General features: G+C 47.9%; 18 protein-coding genes and 1 pseudogene. 8 read left to right on the plus strand and 11 right to left on the minus strand.

Annotated elements, in window-relative coordinates; translation table 11 throughout:
* Window positions 1–152 precede the first annotated feature (152 nt).
* On the plus strand, window positions 153–728 hold the full coding sequence (locus E2B99_RS09270; RefSeq protein WP_134244790.1) for a YceI family protein: 576 nt from the start codon (window positions 153–155) through the stop codon (window positions 726–728).
* 51 nt (window positions 729–779) lie between these two features.
* Entirely contained in the window at window positions 780–1379 is a 600-nt protein-coding gene (locus tag E2B99_RS09275) for a nitroreductase family protein (RefSeq protein WP_134244699.1), read from the plus strand.
* 96 nt (window positions 1380–1475) lie between these two features.
* Here the strand turns inward: E2B99_RS09275 and E2B99_RS15105 are convergent, their stop codons facing one another.
* The 4 genes from E2B99_RS15105 to E2B99_RS09290 form a co-directional block, all read right to left on the minus strand.
* Window positions 1476–2501 carry a hypothetical protein gene (locus E2B99_RS15105; RefSeq protein WP_430981468.1) on the minus strand — a complete coding sequence of 342 codons (1026 nt, stop codon included), beginning with the start codon at window positions 2499–2501 and terminating at the stop codon, window positions 1476–1478.
* A 24-nt stretch (window positions 2502–2525) separates the two neighbouring features.
* Window positions 2526–3203 (minus strand): CocE/NonD family hydrolase, encoded by a 678-nt coding sequence (locus E2B99_RS15110; RefSeq protein WP_430981469.1) that lies wholly within the window; start codon window positions 3201–3203, stop codon window positions 2526–2528.
* Between the two features lie 81 nt (window positions 3204–3284).
* Window positions 3285–4124 carry an archaetidylserine decarboxylase gene (asd, locus tag E2B99_RS09285; protein WP_134244791.1) on the minus strand — a complete coding sequence of 280 codons (840 nt, stop codon included), beginning with the start codon at window positions 4122–4124 and terminating at the stop codon, window positions 3285–3287.
* A 32-nt stretch (window positions 4125–4156) separates the two neighbouring features.
* Window positions 4157–5005 (minus strand): sulfurtransferase, encoded by an 849-nt coding sequence (locus tag E2B99_RS09290; RefSeq protein ID WP_134244792.1) that lies wholly within the window; start codon window positions 5003–5005, stop codon window positions 4157–4159.
* A 212-nt stretch (window positions 5006–5217) separates the two neighbouring features.
* Between E2B99_RS09290 and dtd the strand changes: the two genes are divergently transcribed.
* The 4 genes from dtd to E2B99_RS09310 all read left to right on the plus strand — a co-directional run bounded on the left by dtd (window position 5218) and on the right by E2B99_RS09310 (window position 7905).
* Entirely contained in the window at window positions 5218–5658 is a 441-nt protein-coding gene (gene dtd / locus E2B99_RS09295) for a D-aminoacyl-tRNA deacylase (RefSeq protein ID WP_134244700.1), read from the plus strand.
* Between the two features lie 99 nt (window positions 5659–5757).
* The gene (locus E2B99_RS09300; protein WP_134244701.1) at window positions 5758–6648 is read left to right on the plus strand and encodes a DMT family transporter; all 891 of its coding nucleotides are present in this window, start codon (window positions 5758–5760) and stop codon (window positions 6646–6648) included.
* A 28-nt stretch (window positions 6649–6676) separates the two neighbouring features.
* On the plus strand, window positions 6677–7393 hold the full coding sequence (locus E2B99_RS09305) for a hypothetical protein (protein WP_134244702.1): 717 nt from the start codon (window positions 6677–6679) through the stop codon (window positions 7391–7393).
* Between the two features lie 110 nt (window positions 7394–7503).
* On the plus strand, window positions 7504–7905 hold the full coding sequence (locus E2B99_RS09310; RefSeq protein ID WP_134244703.1) for a DUF1622 domain-containing protein: 402 nt from the start codon (window positions 7504–7506) through the stop codon (window positions 7903–7905).
* Between the two features lie 9 nt (window positions 7906–7914).
* Here E2B99_RS09310 and E2B99_RS09315 read toward each other — a convergent pair.
* The 6 genes and pseudogenes from E2B99_RS09315 to serB form a co-directional block, all read right to left on the minus strand.
* Window positions 7915–8662, minus strand: a pseudogene (locus tag E2B99_RS09315) (IS5 family transposase).
* 30 nt (window positions 8663–8692) lie between these two features.
* Window positions 8693–9847 (minus strand): 8-amino-7-oxononanoate synthase, encoded by a 1155-nt coding sequence (gene bioF, locus E2B99_RS09320; RefSeq protein ID WP_134244704.1) that lies wholly within the window; start codon window positions 9845–9847, stop codon window positions 8693–8695.
* A 20-nt stretch (window positions 9848–9867) separates the two neighbouring features.
* The gene (bioB, locus tag E2B99_RS09325) at window positions 9868–10854 is read right to left on the minus strand and encodes a biotin synthase BioB (protein WP_134244705.1); all 987 of its coding nucleotides are present in this window, start codon (window positions 10852–10854) and stop codon (window positions 9868–9870) included.
* Window positions 10855–10860: 6 nt separating this feature from the next.
* Window positions 10861–11349, minus strand: a complete 489-nt coding sequence (locus tag E2B99_RS09330; protein WP_134244706.1) for an SCP2 sterol-binding domain-containing protein — start codon at window positions 11347–11349, stop codon at window positions 10861–10863.
* A gap of 286 nt (window positions 11350–11635) precedes the next feature.
* Window positions 11636–11965: an AciT family ciprofloxacin tolerance protein gene (gene aciT, locus E2B99_RS15035; protein ID WP_134244707.1), complete on the minus strand. Its 330-nt coding sequence runs from the start codon at window positions 11963–11965 to the stop codon at window positions 11636–11638.
* A 624-nt stretch (window positions 11966–12589) separates the two neighbouring features.
* Window positions 12590–13804: a phosphoserine phosphatase SerB gene (gene serB / locus E2B99_RS09340; protein WP_134244708.1), complete on the minus strand. Its 1215-nt coding sequence runs from the start codon at window positions 13802–13804 to the stop codon at window positions 12590–12592.
* 87 nt (window positions 13805–13891) lie between these two features.
* Between serB and E2B99_RS09345 the strand changes: the two genes are divergently transcribed.
* Window positions 13892–15217 (plus strand): hypothetical protein, encoded by a 1326-nt coding sequence (locus E2B99_RS09345; protein WP_134244709.1) that lies wholly within the window; start codon window positions 13892–13894, stop codon window positions 15215–15217.
* Window positions 15218–15335: 118 nt separating this feature from the next.
* On the opposite strand, the gene E2B99_RS09350 is transcribed toward E2B99_RS09345, so the two are convergent.
* Window positions 15336–15908 (minus strand): TMEM165/GDT1 family protein, encoded by a 573-nt coding sequence (locus E2B99_RS09350; RefSeq protein WP_134244710.1) that lies wholly within the window; start codon window positions 15906–15908, stop codon window positions 15336–15338.
* A gap of 584 nt (window positions 15909–16492) precedes the next feature.
* Between E2B99_RS09350 and ribBA the strand changes: the two genes are divergently transcribed.
* Window positions 16493–17599: a bifunctional 3,4-dihydroxy-2-butanone-4-phosphate synthase/GTP cyclohydrolase II gene (gene ribBA, locus E2B99_RS09355; RefSeq protein ID WP_134244711.1), complete on the plus strand. Its 1107-nt coding sequence runs from the start codon at window positions 16493–16495 to the stop codon at window positions 17597–17599.
* Window positions 17600–17668 lie beyond the last annotated feature (69 nt).

A 17668-nucleotide genomic window follows, 5' to 3' on the forward strand; every position in this document is an offset into this window, starting at 1 on the left:
AGTCTGTTGATTTTTAAATCAGCAATGTTCCAAATATGCAACAAACTGTTGTGAGAAATGACACTGACATTTAAAAATCATTGGCTACAATGAAGCACGACTAACAAATGAGGCGAATGACAATGCAAAAGTTAATGATGCAAAAACTAAAAATGCTTGCCCACACTACGGTGATCAGTACAGCACTGATTGCAGCCAGTAGCACCAGTATGGCAGCCACCACGGATTACCAGATTGATTCCAAGCACACTGCTACCCTGTTTAGCTGGAGCCATTTTGGTTTTTCCAATCCAACCGCCAACTTTAATGATGTGCAGGGCGTAATTAGCGTCGACGATAAGCACCCGGAAAAATCCAGCGTGAGCGTAACCATTCCGGTGAAGAGCGTGGATAGCCATGTGGAAGCATTGGACAAGGAGTTTTTAACCGATGCGTGGTTTAACGAAGCCAAATATCCCAACATCACCTTTAAAAGTACCAAGGTACAAACCAAGGACAAAAAACACTTCAAAATTACCGGTGACTTAACCGTTAAAGGCGTAACCAAGCCCGTGGTGCTCAATGCCACCTTAAATGGCAAGGGCGAGCATCCCATGGCCAAAAAACAGGCGATTGGGTTTAATGCTACCACCAGCTTTAAGCGTTCTGACTTTGGTATTGCCCAGTATGTGCCTGCGGTCAGTGATGAAATCAAGGTCAACATTACCACCGAAGCGCTGGCCAAATAACCGATTTTAAAATTCATTCAAATTTTAATATTTTGCTAGGAATACAAAATCATGGCCAACCCGTTTTTAGACAGCATTGCAAAACGCCGCTCCATTTATCACATTGGCAAAAATGTAAATTTGTCACAGGATCAACTCAGTGAGCTGATTCAAACCGCCGTTGAACAAAGCCCGTCATCGTTTAACTCACAAAGCTCGCGTGCCGTGATCCTGTTTGGTCAGGCCAGCGTGGATTTTTGGGAAATTGTGCGTGAAACCCTGCGCAAGATTGTGCCGGAAGCCGCCTTTGAAGCCACCAGCAACAAGATTTCTTCATTTGCAGCCGGTTTTGGCACTGTGCTGTTTTATGAAGATCAGGACATTATCAAAAACCTGCAGGAGCAATTTGCCCTGTATGCAGAAAATTTCCCGGTCTGGTCTGAGCATTCTACTGGTATTGCGCAGTTTGCGGTGTGGTCGGCACTGGCTAATGAAAATATTGGTGCTACGCTGCAACACTACAATCCAATTATTGATGATGAAGTTGCTGCCCGCTTTGGTATTCCAGCCAGCTGGAAACTGCGTGCGCAAATGCCATTTGGTTCGATTGAATCACCAGCGGGCGACAAGAACTACATGCAACGCGATGAGCGTTTCAAGATTTTTGGCTAGAGGTTGAAGCCTGTTTTGAACAGGCTAATGCTAAAAAACGCAGCAAGACATAACCTTGCTGCGTTTTTTAATGCTTAAAAGCTGATAAATCAAAGCTTAATTAGATGCATAATTGGCTGGTAGCATGGTTGGTAATGTAATAGAACCACTGATATTGGCCTGTGCATGGGCCTTGCTGCTACGGCCAAAGTAACGGCTGCGGCTGCTAATCATCAGGCCCAATACCTCACCTTGCTTAAGTTTTGCATTTACGGCTGGTAAATCAATCCCCTTGGCCGGGTCATCAATGGGCACAGATAACTGGCCAAGCATTTGATTGCGATAGTGCAATTTTTGCAGGTTAATGGGAATTACCTGTTCATTTAACACCTGATAGCTGCCTTTGCCGGGAGTCCAGCGTGCCAGTGCGATAAACAGGGTCGGGGAGTTTTCGGCTTTAGCTGCATCAGGTGTATCAATGTTGAGGTGCAGGCGTGGAATGCCAGTCAGCCATTGATCCTGTGTCATGCGGGTGAGTGGTAGCAGTAACGGACGTGAACCGCCCTGTTGTGGTTGCTGCCAGTTGGCTGGCAAGTGCCGGGGTGTCAATAAATGCCGCAAGCGATCCGTGGACTTAAACAGCCATTCGTAGCCACCGCCAGCGGTCATGTGCAAGGCTGGCAGCGTGTAGTTCACGGCAGGCTTCATAGCCTCAATACTGCTGGCCGGACTATGGTCAATGCACACTTCTGGAATCTGGCTGGCTTGTGCAGGCTGGTCCTTGAGCTTGGCATCAAACCAGTGGGCAATCATGGCCTGAATATTAATTATTTTACCCTGACAATCCATATTTTTGCCAATGTACCAGGTCGGTAGCTCAAGCCCCGGTGAATGCTGTACGCCCGGTTGCAGGTGGCCGCCTTCAACACCCAGCAAGCGCACATCATGGCCGGCCTGCTTTAAACATTGATACGCTGAAATGCCTTCATTAAACGGAAACAGCACATCACGAAAACCCTGAATAATCAACGTATCGGCTTGTGGCGCCTGCTGGGTATCACAAAACCAGCGTGCCTGATGGGTTTTTAAGAATTGGTAAGAGGATGCTGAAATCGCGCCATTTTTGGTGTCCTGATAGGCCATTTTCAGGGCAGGATCAAACTTGTTTCAGTTCCACCAGTCGCCCACAATATTCAATAAATCCAGCCAGCCACTTTTGGGCACGCCATTAGGCGCAAGGCTGTATTCCAGATTGTACCAAGTGGTAACGGGTACAAGAGCCTGAATACGTTTGTCGTGTGCTGAGGCAATATATTGAATGGCCCCACCATAGGATTCACCAATCATGCCAACTCGTGCGCCATTGGCATTACGAGCCAGTTGCGGCAGGTTTTTCTCAGCCCAGTCAATCACCCGGCTGACATCACGCCCTTCAAATTGCGGATCAATGAGGCGAATCTTACCACCCGTGCCATCAAGCCCGCCGTGCCCGCGCTGGTCAAAACTAATCATCCAGTAACCGCGTTTCCAGGCGGCTTCGGCACCTTGTCCGGTGGGCATGACACTGCCATACAGGCTTAAATACGGGCGTTTCATGCGGGACAGGCCAAAGCCATGCGTGTGAAGAATCAGCGGTGCAGTTTGGCCGGGTGCAAGTGCGGGCTGGTATACGGTAAAGGACAAGGTAACGCCATCATCCGTGGTCATGCGCATTTGATAATGGCTTTGCTTCAGCGTGCCCTGTGCTGTGGTAGGCAGCAGTGGCTGAACCTGACGCGTGGCACAACCGGTTAAGGTAAGCAGCAGGCTTAAGCCCAACAGGCTAAGCGATGTTTGAAGTGCCATAAAATTCCTTTTTATAGCAGCCATGCTTCAGCAAAACATGGCGTTGAAAGTTTTAAATTAACAGATTAAACAAGCGCATAATTATTGCGCGTTAATAACAGTACCCATGGCCTGACCCATCATCACCGTGCTACCCGCTTCAAATGGGGCCAGCCAGTTAATCTTGCTGTTTTCAAACAGCACAATGGCAGTCGAACCCAGATAAAAACGGCCCAGTTCCGCGCCTTTATCAAGCTGAAGGTCATGCTTGCGGTGTTCCAGCTTGCCGGATGGCTTGATCTTGCCGGTAGCCACACATTCAATACCGGCCACAATCATGGCACCCACCAGCACCACGGCCATGCGGCCCACGCTGGTGTCAAACAGGCAGACCAGACGCTCATTACGCGCAAACAGGGCAGGCACGTTTTCAGCAGTGACGGTATTAACTGAAAACAGCTTGCCCGGCACATAAATGGTGTCAGTTAGGCGACCGGCAAATGGCATATGTACGCGATGATAATCACGTGGTGACAGGTATACGGTAGCAAATTCTCCACCTACAAAGTGTTGCGCCAGTGCGGCATCACCAATCAGCTGGTTGAGGGAAAAATTTTGTCCCTTGGCCTGAAAAATCTCGTCGCCGTCAATTTTACCCAACTGGGAAATTGCACCATCGGCAGGCGAAACAATACTGGTGGGCGAAGCATCTACCGGGCGGGCATCCACTTTGAGCGCGCGGGTAAAGAATTCATTAAACGAGCCAAACCGGGACAGCTCTTCAATTTCCGCCAGACTCATATCAATCTGGTAACGGTCATGGAACAGCTTGATAAACGCCTTTTTCACCAGCGGATTTTTGCTGGCGGCCAGCGTGCCGACCAGACGGCTTAAACCATGCTGCGGTGCCAGATGCTGAAACTGGATAAAAGCCTTATCCATCAAACTTTTCTTCTGATTGGTGTTGTCTTGACTCAAAGCGGGTGTTCTCCTGTCACAATAGGCGTATCAAGTCGATTGCCCCATTCACTCCACGCGCCATCATACGCGCGAACCGGCCAATTGAACAGCCGCGCCAGTACATAGGCCAGCCCGGAACGATGATGGCTCTGGCAATACACAATCACAGGTTTTTGCGGGTTTAGGCCTTGCTGCTGTAGTTCCGCCATAATCTCAGGCAGGGGACGCAAACACAGGTTATTTTGCCGATCCAGCATAGTGTTCCATTCATAATGAAATGCGCCCGGCAAATGACCGCCACGCCGTGCGGCCAGCCTTGCACCTGTATATTCGCCATGCGTGCGACAGTCCCACAGGTTATAGGCATCCGGTTGTTCAGTCAGAATGGTTGTTAGCTCATCCAAGGTAATGCGTAGCTCAAGATTTAATGGATTGGGTGGAAAAGACTCAACCGCAGCAAAGCTGGGCACCTCACTGCTGGTCGGCAAGCCCTTGGCCAGCCAGCTATGAATCCCGCCATTTAGCAAACTTACCTTGTCAAAACCCAGAATATGCAGCGTCCAGATCAGACGGCCTGCCCAGGCACCGCCTTCATCGTCATATACCACCACCTGATGCTCAGGTGTAATTGCCAATGTTTGCAGCAATTGTTGCAGTTGCTCATGATCTGGCAGCAAACCTGAGGCATGTTCTTCCTGCCGAACCAACAGCGCAGGTGCTAAGGACAATGCATTGGGCAAATGCACCTGTTCATACACCCGGGGCTTGCCCAAATCGACAATACGCAGCAAGGGATGATTCAGCACCGGCAGCAGTTGTTCGGCATCCACCAGCAGGGGCAGGCTAAGGGGTTCGGCAGACATCATGAGCATGAAAAAAGACAGTAAAAAACCACTGTACAAGAACTTGGCTTGGTTGACCACCCAAAGCATTTTGTATTTTTTGCAAAATTTTTGCAGCCTAAATCAGGTCTAGGAATAAAGGCTGTAGCGTAGCTTAATGGATAAACCCATCACAACAATTGCAGCATCGGGCTGCTTGTTTCACAATAGCCAAAACAGTCTGGAATCACATTATGCGGGCACTGATTCAACGCGTTAAGCATGCCAAAGTTGAAGTGGATGGCAACGTCATTGGGCAAATTGAGCAGGGCTTACTGGTGTTTGTCGGCCTTGGCAAAACCGATACCCTGCAAACTGCCGAAAAAATGCTCAAGAAAATTTTGGCCTACCGCATTTTTAGCGATGACAGTGATCGCATGAATTTAAATGTGCAGCAAGTGAATGGCGGCTTGCTGCTGGTGTCACAGTTCACCCTGATGGCCGAAACACGTAAGGGATTGCGTCCGGATTTTGGCCCGGCCATGCCACCCGATGAGGCGCGTGAACTGTTTAGCCAACTGGTTGCCCATGCCAAAAATGTTTATCCAAATGTGCAAACCGGCGCATTTGGAGCCGACATGCAGGTGAGCCTGCAAAACGATGGGCCAGTGACCTTTATGCTGGAATTCGAATAACGTGCTGTTGTGCTATCATCCTATTTTTACAGGAAAATTTAGACATAATATTTATAATCTTAATTCAGCCAGCCCCATCAATAGCCTGAAGGCACAGTAATGATCTGGATTTTCTTTACCATCATGGCTGCATTTATGCAGGCCTGGCGCAATGCCTTTCAAAAACAGCTCAGCACCACCGTAGATGCCTATGGCGTGACGCTGGCACGCTTTATTGGTGCAACGCCGCTGGCTGTATTGTATCTGCTATTGCTGTATCACTTTCAGCCAGTGGCTCAATCAGCGCCTGTGAGCAGTTTTGGGACTCGCTTCTGGCTGTACATTGGTCTGGTGGCGGTAAGCCAGATTCTGGCCACAATACTCATGGTGAAACTGTTCCAGCAAAAAAACTATGCTATAGGGGTGGGCCTTGCCAAAAGTGAGGCGATTCTGGCGGCCATCATTGGGGTAGCTGTGCTGGGAGTACAGTTGTCATGGCTGGGCTGGATGGGAGTACTGGTAGGCGCAGTTGCGGTATTTTTATTGAGCGGAGCGCGTTCCATGGCCACACTGTCATGGCCAACGCTGTGGACAGGACTTGCCAGTGGCCTGTGTTTTGCCATTGCCTCACTCATGGTGCGAGAAGCCAGTCTTGAGCTAAGCCAGTTGCCATTTTTGCACCGTGCGGGCTGGGTGTTGCTGTGTGCCATTAGCTTACAAAACCTGTTGTTGCTGGTCTGGCTTTCTATAAAAAGTCCAAAAACGCTAGCCGCCATGCGCCAGCGTAAAGGCTTGACCGCACGGGTGAGTCTGGCCAGTTTTTTGGGATCACTAGGCTGGTTTAGTGCCATGAGTTTGCAGTCGGTGCCGCTGGTCAAAACCTTGGGGCAAATTGAAGTGTTATTTACTCTGCTAATCTCCTTATATTTCTTTAAGGAAAAACTGGTAAAAACCGATCACGCCGGATTATGGCTGGTGATGTTAGGCGCGGTGCTGGTGATTTGGGCTTAAAAGTAATTGATAGAGATAATTTTAAAAAATGAATATTGAAGTACTTGCTGCAAAAATAGCTTTTGGTAATGTTCAACTGTGTGATTACAGTGACTGGGCAGAATCGCTACTAAATCAAGGTGTCGAGAGCGAGAATATTATGATTCTTGCTAGTTTTGGATTAGAGAAAAATATTGATAGATATGAAATTGAAACGTGTTTTGAAAAATGTCTTTCTGAATTGAATATTCAGCTACCTGATAAGAATGAGTCTTTAAAAATTTATGCTAAATTGTGTTGCATTGAAATATTAAAAGAAAATACGCTACCAGCAACGGCAGTTGATAATTTAAGTCGCCTAGCATTTTTAACCGAACATGAAGAACCTTTGTTTAGAATCTGGGATGCATTAAGTGAGGATATCTATTTTATTGAGAATGAAGAGCATGGTGCTATCTGGAACAGTGGACTGACTAAAGAAAATCAGAGCATCTATATTAAGGAATTCGCTGAACAGTTCTTGCAACTTTTAGAATTAAAGCTTCCTGAAAATTTCTGGCAACTCACTTACTGTGAAAGTTGTAAATATATTGGGAATTCAATAATAAAAACTAAAACAGAATGGAGCTTATTAGCTCAGTTTAAATTGCCTAACGAGCACTTAGTACATTATGCTGCTTGTGCAAAGTGTTTAGCACCTTATCCCTTAATAATGACAGATTTTATTGGACGTAAAAATTATCTTGAAATGCTAAAGATGGCTTAAATTGCCCATAAGGTATTAAATGATCTTTCACATAACCATTACTGAATTCCAAAGCCAAAACAGGATAGAACTAATCAGGATTAAAAATTAAAACACAGGATATTTCACTGATGTTTGAACAAACAGAAACCTTTGTTATTCAAGCTGTCAGCTGGTTACGTCTCATGGTGGAAAGCGTCGGTGCGCTCATTATTGCTTTTGGTATTTTTGCCGCGCTCTATGGATTTTTAAAAGCGTTTGCTAGCCGCCATCCTGATGGGTTTACGCCGGTTCGGCTGATCTTCGCGCGTTATCTGGCTTTAGGCCTGGAGTTCCAACTGGCTGCCGATATTTTATCAACCGCCGTGTCACCCAGTTGGGAACAAATTGGTAAACTGGCTGCAATTGCCATTATTCGGACTGGTTTAAATTTCTTTTTAATGAAAGAAATGCAGGAAGAACGGGCTGTTGAACCCAAAAATAAACCAGAAAATATTAATTCGGTAGTTACCGAAACAAAGTTTGATGACTAGGGCGTGTCATCAATTAAGCCATATCATGATTGAGGCAAGGTAGATCGCTGACAGGAAGTTTTGAGCCAATTTATCATAGCGCGTAGCAATACCTCGATACTGCTTGAGCTTGGCGAAGAAGTTCTCGATCAGATGTCTTGCCTTATAAAGATGTTGGTCATAATCACGCTGATCAATCGCGTTACTTTTGGACGGCATCACGATCTGGCCATTGATCTTATGGATTGGATCAATCACCCTATCCTTGGAATTGTAAGCTTTATCCATGAGCCAAGTCTGACTTAACGATAAGTCCAGCAGCACATCAGCACCATTTAAGTCATGAGCCTGCCCGGCAGTGAGATAAAATCCTGTTGGGTTGCCTAAAGCATCAGTACGGGCATGAATTTTGGTACTTAAGCCACCTTTACTGCGTCCGATCGCCTGTTCTTTTTTTTCCGGCACTGTGTTGATGAGCGCGCACAATGGTTGAGTCTAGCATGGCATATTCATTGTCACTTTCATGTGATAGCACTTCAAAAACTCTCTGCCATACGCCTGCTTTAGCCCAACGGCTAAAGCGAGTGTGCACGACTCTAAAATCACCAAAGCGTTCTGGTAAGTCTCGCCACGGAATACCTGAACGATACCGATACAATACTGCTTCAACAAATAGCCTGTTGTCTTTGGCAGTTACTCCAACAGTACTCGCTCGTCCGGGTAACAGATCCTTAATCTGTTCCCACTGATCATCTCTTAATGCATAGCGTTTAGTCATGAAAAAATAATGAGGACAGGTTAGATTTTCTCAAGCTAATTGATGACAGACCCTAGCTAAAGCACTAATTAACTGAGAAATGTGCTCATCCGTATGCGCTGCACTTAAGGTAATTCTTAACCGTGATGTTCCACGTGGAACAGTCGGCGGGCGAATTGCACTCACCAAGATGCCTTGCTCCAGCAATTTTGCTGACAATGCCAAGGTGTCCTCAGCATTCCCCACAATAATCGGCTGAATGGCGGACTGACTCGGCAGTAGTTGCCAGCCTTGCCCCATTAAAGCGCTACGCAAGCGGCCAATATGTTGCTGTAATTTTAATTGTCGCCACGGTTCCTTCGCAATTACATCCAGTGCGGCCAGTGTTGCTGCCGCAATCAGTGGCGGTGTAGCGGTGGTATATACAAACGTGCGTGCCCGGCTTTTTAAATAGTTAATCAGTAATTCCGAACCAGCCACAAATGCGCCAAAAGTTCCAATGGCCTTGCCCAGCGTGCCCATGTATATATCAACCTTGGGCAAAGGCTGAGTGCGCAAGCCAAAGCCATGCGCATCGTCAATCATAAGTGCCGCCTGATGCTGTTCGGCGGTTTTTATCAGATCATGTAATGGTGCTTCGGTACCATCCATACTAAATATTTGATCAGTAACGATTAATTTTTGTGCGCTAGAATCCTGATTTAACCATGCATTAAGCTGATTAATATCCAGATGCGGATAGCGTCTTAACTTGGCACAAGACAAGCGTCCGCCATCTAAAAGAGAAGCGTGATTTAAACGATCCTGATAAATAATACCGTCTTTGCTATCGGACAGATTACCCATCAAAGCATCAATTACGCCCATATTGGCCATATAACCGGTTGAAAACAGCATGGCTTTGGGATAACCCGTGATTTGTGCAAGGCGTTGTTCAAGCTGCTCGTGAATCGTATGATGTCCCGTGACCAGATGCGCAGCCCCTGCGCCAATGCCATGCTGTTTTAAATAATCAACAGTTGCTGCGGTAATAGCTTGATGACTGACCAGCCCCAAATAGTCATTACTGGAAAAGTTAATCAGGGTTTTGCCGTGGCGTTGCACCAGCGGTGTCACCCCTTGATCAATCACTTGCGTGTGACGGTCTAAATATTGCTGTTGCAGGTCAGCATATTTTTGTGCCAGCTTAAACTGTTCAAGGCTCATGCTAGAAAATCAGGCCGCCCTTAGGCACTCATCGCATTGATTGCATTAGCCTTAACATCCAGCTTGGCTTTTTCTTTGCTAATGCCCAGTTGTGCAAACAAAATTGCATCACGGCTTTCACCTGCATTGGGAGTGGTCAACAATTGCTCGCCAGAAAAAAACGAATTGGCACCAGCCTGAAAACATAGCGCCTGCTCAGCATCGGTGAGGCTTTCACGACCTGCAGACAGGCGAATATAACTGGTGGGCATCAGGATACGGGCAGTGGCAATGGTTCTAACCCATTCAATCACACTGACCTTGGGGGCGTCTGCAAGGGGAGTACCTGCAATCGGCACCAGCATATTGATGGGTACTGACTGGGGATGAATGGGCTGGGTCGCCAGTTCATGCAATAAGCTGATGCGATCAGCTTGCTGCTCACCTAAGCCTAAAATGCCGCCGCTACACACTTTCATGCCACTGTTGCGCACATGCTCTAAAGTTTGCAGGCGGTCATCAAAGCTGCGGGTGGTGATCACATTACTGTAGTGCTGGCGTGAGGTATCCAGATTGTGGTTGTAGTAGTCCAGGCCTGCATCGGCTAAGCGTTCAGCCTGGGATGACGTAAGCATACCTAAAGTCATGCAGGTTTCCAGCCCCATGCCTTTGACTTCACGTACCAGCTCCAGCACATAGGGCATGTCGCGTTCATGCGGATTACGCCACGCGGCACCCATGCAAAAGCGTGATGAGCCACTGTCTTTGGCCGCCTGTGCTGCTTTTAGCACTTCATCAATTTGCAGTTTCTTTTGCGGGGTGAGTGGGGTGTCATAGCTATTGGATTGTGAACAGTAGCCACAGTCTTCAGGGCAGGCGCCGGTCTTGATCGACAATAAGGTACTGACTTGTACGGTGTTGGGATCAAAATGCTGGCGGTGCACAGTCTGGGCAGTAAACAGCAGGTCATTAAAGGGCTGCTCATAAATCTGCGCCACTTCAGCTCGTGTCCAGTCTGTGCGTTGCATGAAAACTTATCCTTTTAAAGCGGCTTTCTTGTCCATGATAAAACGCTGTGCCTGCTTGATTTTTTTCAGCACAGGTTTTGGAATGTTGGGGGCAATCAGCTTGGCCGCCTGGTTAAACCACATCAGCAAGGAAAAATCACCTTCCATCTGGATTTTGCCAGACTGCATGCCGGTCATGAATACGGTTGGATCACCTTTTAGCAGGGTTTGTACTGCAAACAGGCTATCCTCAAAACGTAAGGTAAAATCCGGCTTGGCTGCTGTGCCTGATGCCATTTTGACGTGTTCATCCTGAATAATAAAATGGCGAGAAATACCATTTTTGCTTTCCAGCTGTAAAGTGAAGTTACGGCCATGCAGCAGTTCAATAAACTTGGGGCTGGTTTTGGACAGTTGCTGCATGCGCAGGCCCAAAGCCACCAGCAACAGGTCAAACGGATCGGTGCTGACATTAATCAGGGGTAAGTTGATAACAGGAAGCGATGATAGATTCATGATTTAACTCTTGATTTTAAATTCTGGCAAATAGCTGATAATCACTATGGCTTGCATGCTAGCGCCTGTGGCTAGCCTTTGCAATGAATTGACAAGTCAAAAATGAAGCAAGCCCAGTGAATCAGCAGGGTGCTTTATCATGCTATCAAGCAAACGCGCAGGCTAGGTGATAAGTTTTTCATTTATGTTGTTTTTTTTAAGTCTATTTTTAATATTTCTTTCAAAATAACTGGTTCATGCGGGCTTAACAGAGTCATTGGCCACAGTTAAGCCCGCATGATTGATCTTAGTGACCTGACAAAGAGCCAAGGTCATCATCATACACTGGCGTATGTTCAATGCAGCGTTGCTGGGTTACTACAGGCTGCTCATTGGTCGCAGCAAGCCAGGTGGCCAGCAAGGCCAATGCAGCACCTACGCCTGTCATATAACCCTGAAAATCGGTAAAACTGAACAGGTACTGGCTGCACACCCGGATAATTTCCAGGAAACACCAGAACAGCATTCCTGCCAGCATGAAGCCCAGCCAGCGGCGATACGGAGAAAAGAATATGATGATCATGCCCAAGGCCACCAGACCACCACCAATCATTGTGCTCATTTCACCATTTAACATGATGAACCCTCCTGTACGGGTGTGCGGGACACCGTAATCTAAGTTATTGCACTATTGTGCAGCATGACATCACCACCAGACCCCATGTTGTGCTGCAACGATGCGTTTTCAGGTTTTGTTTATCTGTTTTTAAGTAGCGTCAATTTAATTAGCAGCTATTTTTTCAGTAACTCACCCTCATGACGTGGCAGGTTTTCCAGCGAATTATCATCTAGTAATACGAGGTGCCCGTTAAGGCAAAATGCCGGTAAAACCAGAAATGCTGCGTCATGGCGCTATTATGCGTAACTGCATCAATTTGAAAAGAGGTTAAAATGCCTGTTGCGTCATGGAGTGACGCGTAGGCTAAATGTCATTACATTTTTGCAGACTGCAAAGCTTAAAAAAGCACTTATGTAACTGGATTTGCCTGTCATTACATTCACTGACCAGCAAAAAATCGGCAAAATATTTTTTTTAAGGGTGAAGCAGTCATTTGATTATTTTATTAGCAATGAGCACGTTACGCGATTTATGACAAAATATTAAAATGGATTGTAACCGTTCTGAAACCAATAAAAATATTGTGTAAAAAATAATCAGTTTCAGAACGTAAAAACCTTATAGTCTATGTAGATTAAAGGTTTACAAATCTTTATCACGCACCCCAAGCAGATATAATATTCCGTCCAGACCCACGCTGGAGATGGCCTGACGTGCATTTTCACGCACTAAGGGCTTGGCGCGAAATGCCACCCCCAGTCCAGCAATGGACAGCATGGGTAGGTCATTGGCACCATCTCCCACGGCAATCACCTGTTGCAGGCTGATGCCATGCTTTTCGGCCAGTTCACGCAGTAATTCAGCCTTGCGGTTGCCATCCACCACCTGTCCAATTACTTCACCGGTGACAATACCATCTACCACATCCAGCTGGTTGGCATACACTTCATCAATGCCCAGCTTGCGCTGTAACATCTCAGCAAAATACTGAAAACCACCTGATAAAATCGCTGTGCGATAGCCCAGTGCCTTAAGCGTGGCAATCAGCCGTTCGGTGCCTTCAGTGATGGTCAGGCGTGCAGCAATTTTTTCCAGCACTTGGGTGTCCAGCCCTTTGAGCAGTGCCACCCGGGCGGCAAAACTTTGCTTAAAGTCCAGCTCACCGGACATCGCACGTTCGGTAATTTCAGCAACCTGCGGGCCAACCCCTGCTTCCAGCGCCAGCTCATCAATGACTTCCTGCTCAATTAAGGTTGAATCCATGTCAAAGCACACCAGACGGCGGTTGCGGCGATAGGCATTGTCTTCCTGTACCGCAATATCAATCGACAGGTTAGTGCTCAGTTTTAGGCAATCGGCACGTAGCGCCTGTGCATCCAGTAGCTGGCCGCTTAAGCCAAATTCCACACAGGCCTTGCGATGTTGCTCAGTGTCACTGTCATCCATGCCCAGACGGCCAGACAGGCGGGTGACGGTTTCAATATTAAAGCCATGCTGCGAAATAATTTGCGTAACGGCCTGCAAATGTGCCGCGGTCAATTCACGTGATAGCACTGTCACAATGTATTTGGTTCTGCCGCCTTCTTTAACCCAGTGCTGGTATTCCTCAAAACTAATGGGTTTAAAGTACAGGGTCAGGCCAATCTCATGCGCCAGCAGCAGCATATCTTTCATGGCGAGTGCCGCCTGAGTGGGCTGATCACTGGCCACCACAATGCCTAGGGTGAGCTGATTGTGGATGACTGCCTGGCCAACATCTAAAATATCCAGTTGATGGGTGGTCAACACCTGCATCATTCGGTTAAATTGATTGGGTTGATCAGGGCCTAAAAAAGAGATAAGAATTATTTCACGCATTAATCGTCTCAGGCTTGAGAAGCAAGTCGTGTAGAATCATAATCTATTTGTCATCTATTTGCCTGTTTACACATTAGGAACTTTCACTTGAACGCGCCTCGCCAAGGGCTGTATGCCAGCCTGCTGATTATTAGTTTTGCCGTGCATGTCATCCTGATGGTGCATACAACCAACCACCAGCTGGGTCATACACGCGCCATTCAGGGTGATTTAATGACACGACAGCTGGCTGATGACAGCCTTGCCATGCTGGCACCAGTGGACACGGTGTCGCTGGCATTAATGGCCAATCGCTACACCAGCCGTCCTGATGTAGCATCCCTAAAAATCATGGCAGCAGATGGCCGGGTGCTCACCAGCAGTGGCAATGCGCCCACACGGTCAGGTGAGGTCTTTAAAAAGAAAGTCTTGCTGGATCAAAAAGCCATTGGGCAAATTGAACTCACGCTAATTCAGCCCAGCATTGGTGAAATGATCCGTACCCAGTGGCTGCCAATACTGCTGTCATTAATCACGCATCTGTTACTGTGGCTATTATATCGCGTGGTGGCGCGTCCAACCCGGCGCGAATATCTGGCGACACTGGCACGTGAGCAGCAATTGCAGGAACAACTGCTGGCCTTGAAACTGCATGCGGAACAGGCGCAGAAAAATGCAGTGATGGCACGGGCAATGGCTAATCCTGCGGAAATCCCGAAACCTGTTCAAGCCAGTTCTAATAATGATGGCTCAACGACAGAAACACAGGACAATGCCTTTATCCTGCGGATTGGTTTTGTTGACCCCAAGCAATTGCTGGGCACTTTAAGTCCTGGCCTGGCGCGTCCGTATTTTAGTTTGTGCCAGACCTTGCTGGAGCAGGCAATCCAGCAAAACCGCCAGCATTTTGAAGGACTGGATGGTCAATCCGGCAAGCCCGTAGACTGCAAAATTGTGCAGCCATTTGGCGAAAGCGGCGCGATTGTGAGTGCATCAGGCAACCATCCGCAAAGTGCGCTGTTTTTGGCGCAATTGGCGCAGTTATTTAATTTGCTTACCGAAGTGGTGTATCGCCGCCATCGTGACATTAAGCGCTTTGCCTTGCACACCCGCACGGCACTGGCCGAGCCGCAACACAACCAGCCTGCGCAGGCACTGGCACAAAGCCTGATTCATCAGGTTGATGCCAACCAGCTGGCAGTGCACTTAACCGATGATCAGGTGTTAAACCTGCAACAGTATTTCCAGCTATCCCCGTTTGATAGCCCAACCGATGCGCAAACCCGTGAAGCATTACTGGTCACGGCCATGAATGTTGAGGGAGCGCGGTTTGTCAGCAAGGCTCGTGAACGGATTCTGGCCGGAGACAAGCCCGCCAGTCGCCCAGCGGTACAGCAGCCCCAAACTGATGCCACCGCAGAACTGGAAGACTAACGGATTAATTGCAATTGCCTAAAAGCAGGCTGCAATAACAATGAAATTAAAAAAGCCAGTTTTATGCAGACTGGCTTTTTTAATGAATAGTCTGGGCATCACCAGACTAAAACAGGCTTTAAGGTGATTTAAACAAAAATACACTGATGCCAATCAGCAGGAAAATCAGCGCGGCAATGCGGTGAATCAGGCTAATTGGCAAACGGCCAGCCAGCCGGTCACCAATAAAAACAGCTGGTGCATTGGCAATCATCATGCCTAGCGTTGTGCCTGCCAGTACCATGAGGATGCTGTCAAAACGTGCAGCCAGTGCCACAGTGGCAATCTGGGTTTTATCACCAATTTCAGCCAGAAAAAACAGCACAAAAGTGGCCCCAAATACGCCAAAGCGCTGCCAGCGACCAATACTGTCTTCTTCATCATCCAGTTTGTCGGGAATCAGCATCCAGCCGGCCATGGCAATAAAGGAAATGCCCAGAATCCAGCGCAATACTTCGGCATTTAAAAAATCGGCAAGCCATGCTCCCAAGGCTGCTGCCAGGGCATGGTTAAACAGGGTGGCCAGTAAAATGGCAATCAGAATCGGCAGCGGCTGGCGATAGCGGGCAGCAAGCAATAAAGCAAGGAGCTGGGTCTTGTCGCCCATTTCTGCAAGCGCGACAAGGCCGGTAGAAATCAGGAAAGCATCCATAGTCAGGTTCCGGGCTGGCACATTAAACCAGTGATTTTATCTTTTGCCAGCCCAGACGTGCCGCACCAGTCCAGAAGGATTGGACTAGCGTGAAACAAAGATAAAATCAAAGGTCTTGCCAGTCCTGCCAGATAATAACGGTACGATGCCTGAAGCAAACATCTGCATTATCCCAGCAGCAGGATTACAGCCGCCATGCCAGTTCAGCCCAGATCGGGTGGCTGTTAAGCAAGTATGTTGACGACTGCCAGTGTGAACCTTTACAAGGCTAACACTGCGGCTACTCCCCAGTGATGGCTTATTATAGAACAACCCAGACTGATAAAACAAATCAAGATGCGCGGGAAAATGCAGTCAAAAGCCATAAGCGGTTTAAGCACTATCATAAAGTGCCTGTGTATTTTGCAGCATAAAGGCATTCAGACGCTGTGATGCTCAACAGTGCGTTAACATGAAAATAAGAATATGTCGACTAAAGTTGGGCAAAACAGCGAAAAAATCGGTAGAATAGCCCGCCAAACGTTTTTTTAATTCAGTGCAAGCCTTAACAATGCACCGGATAGTTTTTTATCAAGGTAAATTTCATGCAGCTCAACAGCGTTGAAGAGCTAATTGCCGACATCCGTGCCGGTCGTATGGTCATTCTGATGGATGACGAAGACCGTGAGAATGAAGGTGACCTCATCATGGCCGCCAGCCATGTGCGCCCGGAAGACATTAACTTTATGATCACGCATGCGCGCGGTCTGGTGTGTCTGACCTTAAGCAAGGAGCGTTGCAAGCAGCTGGATTTACCGCTGATGGTGGAGCGCAATGGCGCCCAGCATGGCACTAATTTTACTTTGTCCATTGAAGCCGCCGAAGGGATTTCTACGGGCATTTCGGCAGCGGAGCGGGCACGTACGGTGCAAGCCGCAGTTGCCCCATTGGCCAAGCCAACCGATATTGTCCAGCCGGGGCATATTTTCCCATTAATGGCGCAGCCGGGTGGCGTACTGCATCGGGCAGGCCATACCGAAGCAGGCTGTGATCTGGCGCGACTGGCGGGTCTTGAACCAGCCTCGGTCATTTGTGAAATCATCAAGGAAGATGGCGAAATGGCACGCCGTCCTGATCTTGAAGTATTTGCACAAAAACATGGCATCAAGATTGGCACCATTGCTGATCTGATTCATTACCGCATGACCAATGAGCAAACCATTGAGTGCCTGGATGAGCAGCAACTGGATACCGAATATGGCCAGTTCCGTCTGCGCCGCTACCGCGAATTAGGCAGTCCTGACATTCATGTCGCACTCATTAAAGGCAACCCGGCGGAAGGCGTGAGCACTGTGCGTGTGCATGGCTTTAATCCGGTGCGTGATTTACTGCATGTACAGCAGGAGACATCTGGCTGGCATCTTGACAGCATTTTAAAAACCATTGCTGCCAGTGAGCGTGGTGTGCTGGTATGGATTGGCCAGCCAGTACTAGAAGATTTGGGTACAGCACTGGCGAATATTGCTAAGCAGGATGGCAAACCTTCTTCCAAGGCCTTGTCGCAGCAGTACCGCACCATTGGTGTGGGTGCACAGATTTTGCGTGATGTGGGGGTGCAACAGATGCGCCTGCTCAGTTCGCCACTGCGCTTTAATGCCCTGTCCGGTTTTGATCTGGAAGTGGTGGAGTATTTGGCACCTGAGCGAGGATAAGCAGCGATTGATAATCGCTGCCCGAGCGCAAGGCGAAGGCTATGGCTGAGTAAAGAGGATAAGCAGCGA

Origin of the sequence: Alkanindiges illinoisensis, from assembly GCF_004377485.1 — a bacterium.
Classification (GTDB): domain Bacteria; phylum Pseudomonadota; class Gammaproteobacteria; order Pseudomonadales; family Moraxellaceae; genus Alkanindiges; species Alkanindiges illinoisensis_A.

What these genes read in the sequence shown, in the direction of transcription:
- E2B99_RS09270 (WP_134244790.1), top strand. Translation starts at nt 153, where the DNA reads ATGCTTGCCCACACTACGGTGATCAGTACAGCACTGATTGCAGCCAGT.
- E2B99_RS09275 (WP_134244699.1), top strand. Translation starts at nt 780, where the DNA reads ATGGCCAACCCGTTTTTAGACAGCATTGCAAAACGCCGCTCCATTTAT.
- E2B99_RS15105 (WP_430981468.1), bottom strand. Translation starts at nt 2,501, where the DNA reads ATGGCCTATCAGGACACCAAAAATGGCGCGATTTCAGCATCCTCTTAC.
- E2B99_RS15110 (WP_430981469.1), bottom strand. Translation starts at nt 3,203, where the DNA reads ATGGCACTTCAAACATCGCTTAGCCTGTTGGGCTTAAGCCTGCTGCTT.
- asd (WP_134244791.1), bottom strand. Translation starts at nt 4,124, where the DNA reads ATGGATAAGGCTTTTATCCAGTTTCAGCATCTGGCACCGCAGCATGGT.
- E2B99_RS09290 (WP_134244792.1), bottom strand. Translation starts at nt 5,005, where the DNA reads ATGTCTGCCGAACCCCTTAGCCTGCCCCTGCTGGTGGATGCCGAACAA.
- dtd (WP_134244700.1), top strand. Translation starts at nt 5,218, where the DNA reads ATGCGGGCACTGATTCAACGCGTTAAGCATGCCAAAGTTGAAGTGGAT.
- E2B99_RS09300 (WP_134244701.1), top strand. Translation starts at nt 5,758, where the DNA reads ATGATCTGGATTTTCTTTACCATCATGGCTGCATTTATGCAGGCCTGG.
- E2B99_RS09305 (WP_134244702.1), top strand. Translation starts at nt 6,677, where the DNA reads ATGAATATTGAAGTACTTGCTGCAAAAATAGCTTTTGGTAATGTTCAA.
- E2B99_RS09310 (WP_134244703.1), top strand. Translation starts at nt 7,504, where the DNA reads ATGTTTGAACAAACAGAAACCTTTGTTATTCAAGCTGTCAGCTGGTTA.
- bioF (WP_134244704.1), bottom strand. Translation starts at nt 9,847, where the DNA reads ATGAGCCTTGAACAGTTTAAGCTGGCACAAAAATATGCTGACCTGCAA.
- bioB (WP_134244705.1), bottom strand. Translation starts at nt 10,854, where the DNA reads ATGCAACGCACAGACTGGACACGAGCTGAAGTGGCGCAGATTTATGAG.
- E2B99_RS09330 (WP_134244706.1), bottom strand. Translation starts at nt 11,349, where the DNA reads ATGAATCTATCATCGCTTCCTGTTATCAACTTACCCCTGATTAATGTC.
- aciT (WP_134244707.1), bottom strand. Translation starts at nt 11,965, where the DNA reads ATGTTAAATGGTGAAATGAGCACAATGATTGGTGGTGGTCTGGTGGCC.
- serB (WP_134244708.1), bottom strand. Translation starts at nt 13,804, where the DNA reads ATGCGTGAAATAATTCTTATCTCTTTTTTAGGCCCTGATCAACCCAAT.
- E2B99_RS09350 (WP_134244710.1), bottom strand. Translation starts at nt 15,908, where the DNA reads ATGGATGCTTTCCTGATTTCTACCGGCCTTGTCGCGCTTGCAGAAATG.
- ribBA (WP_134244711.1), top strand. Translation starts at nt 16,493, where the DNA reads ATGCAGCTCAACAGCGTTGAAGAGCTAATTGCCGACATCCGTGCCGGT.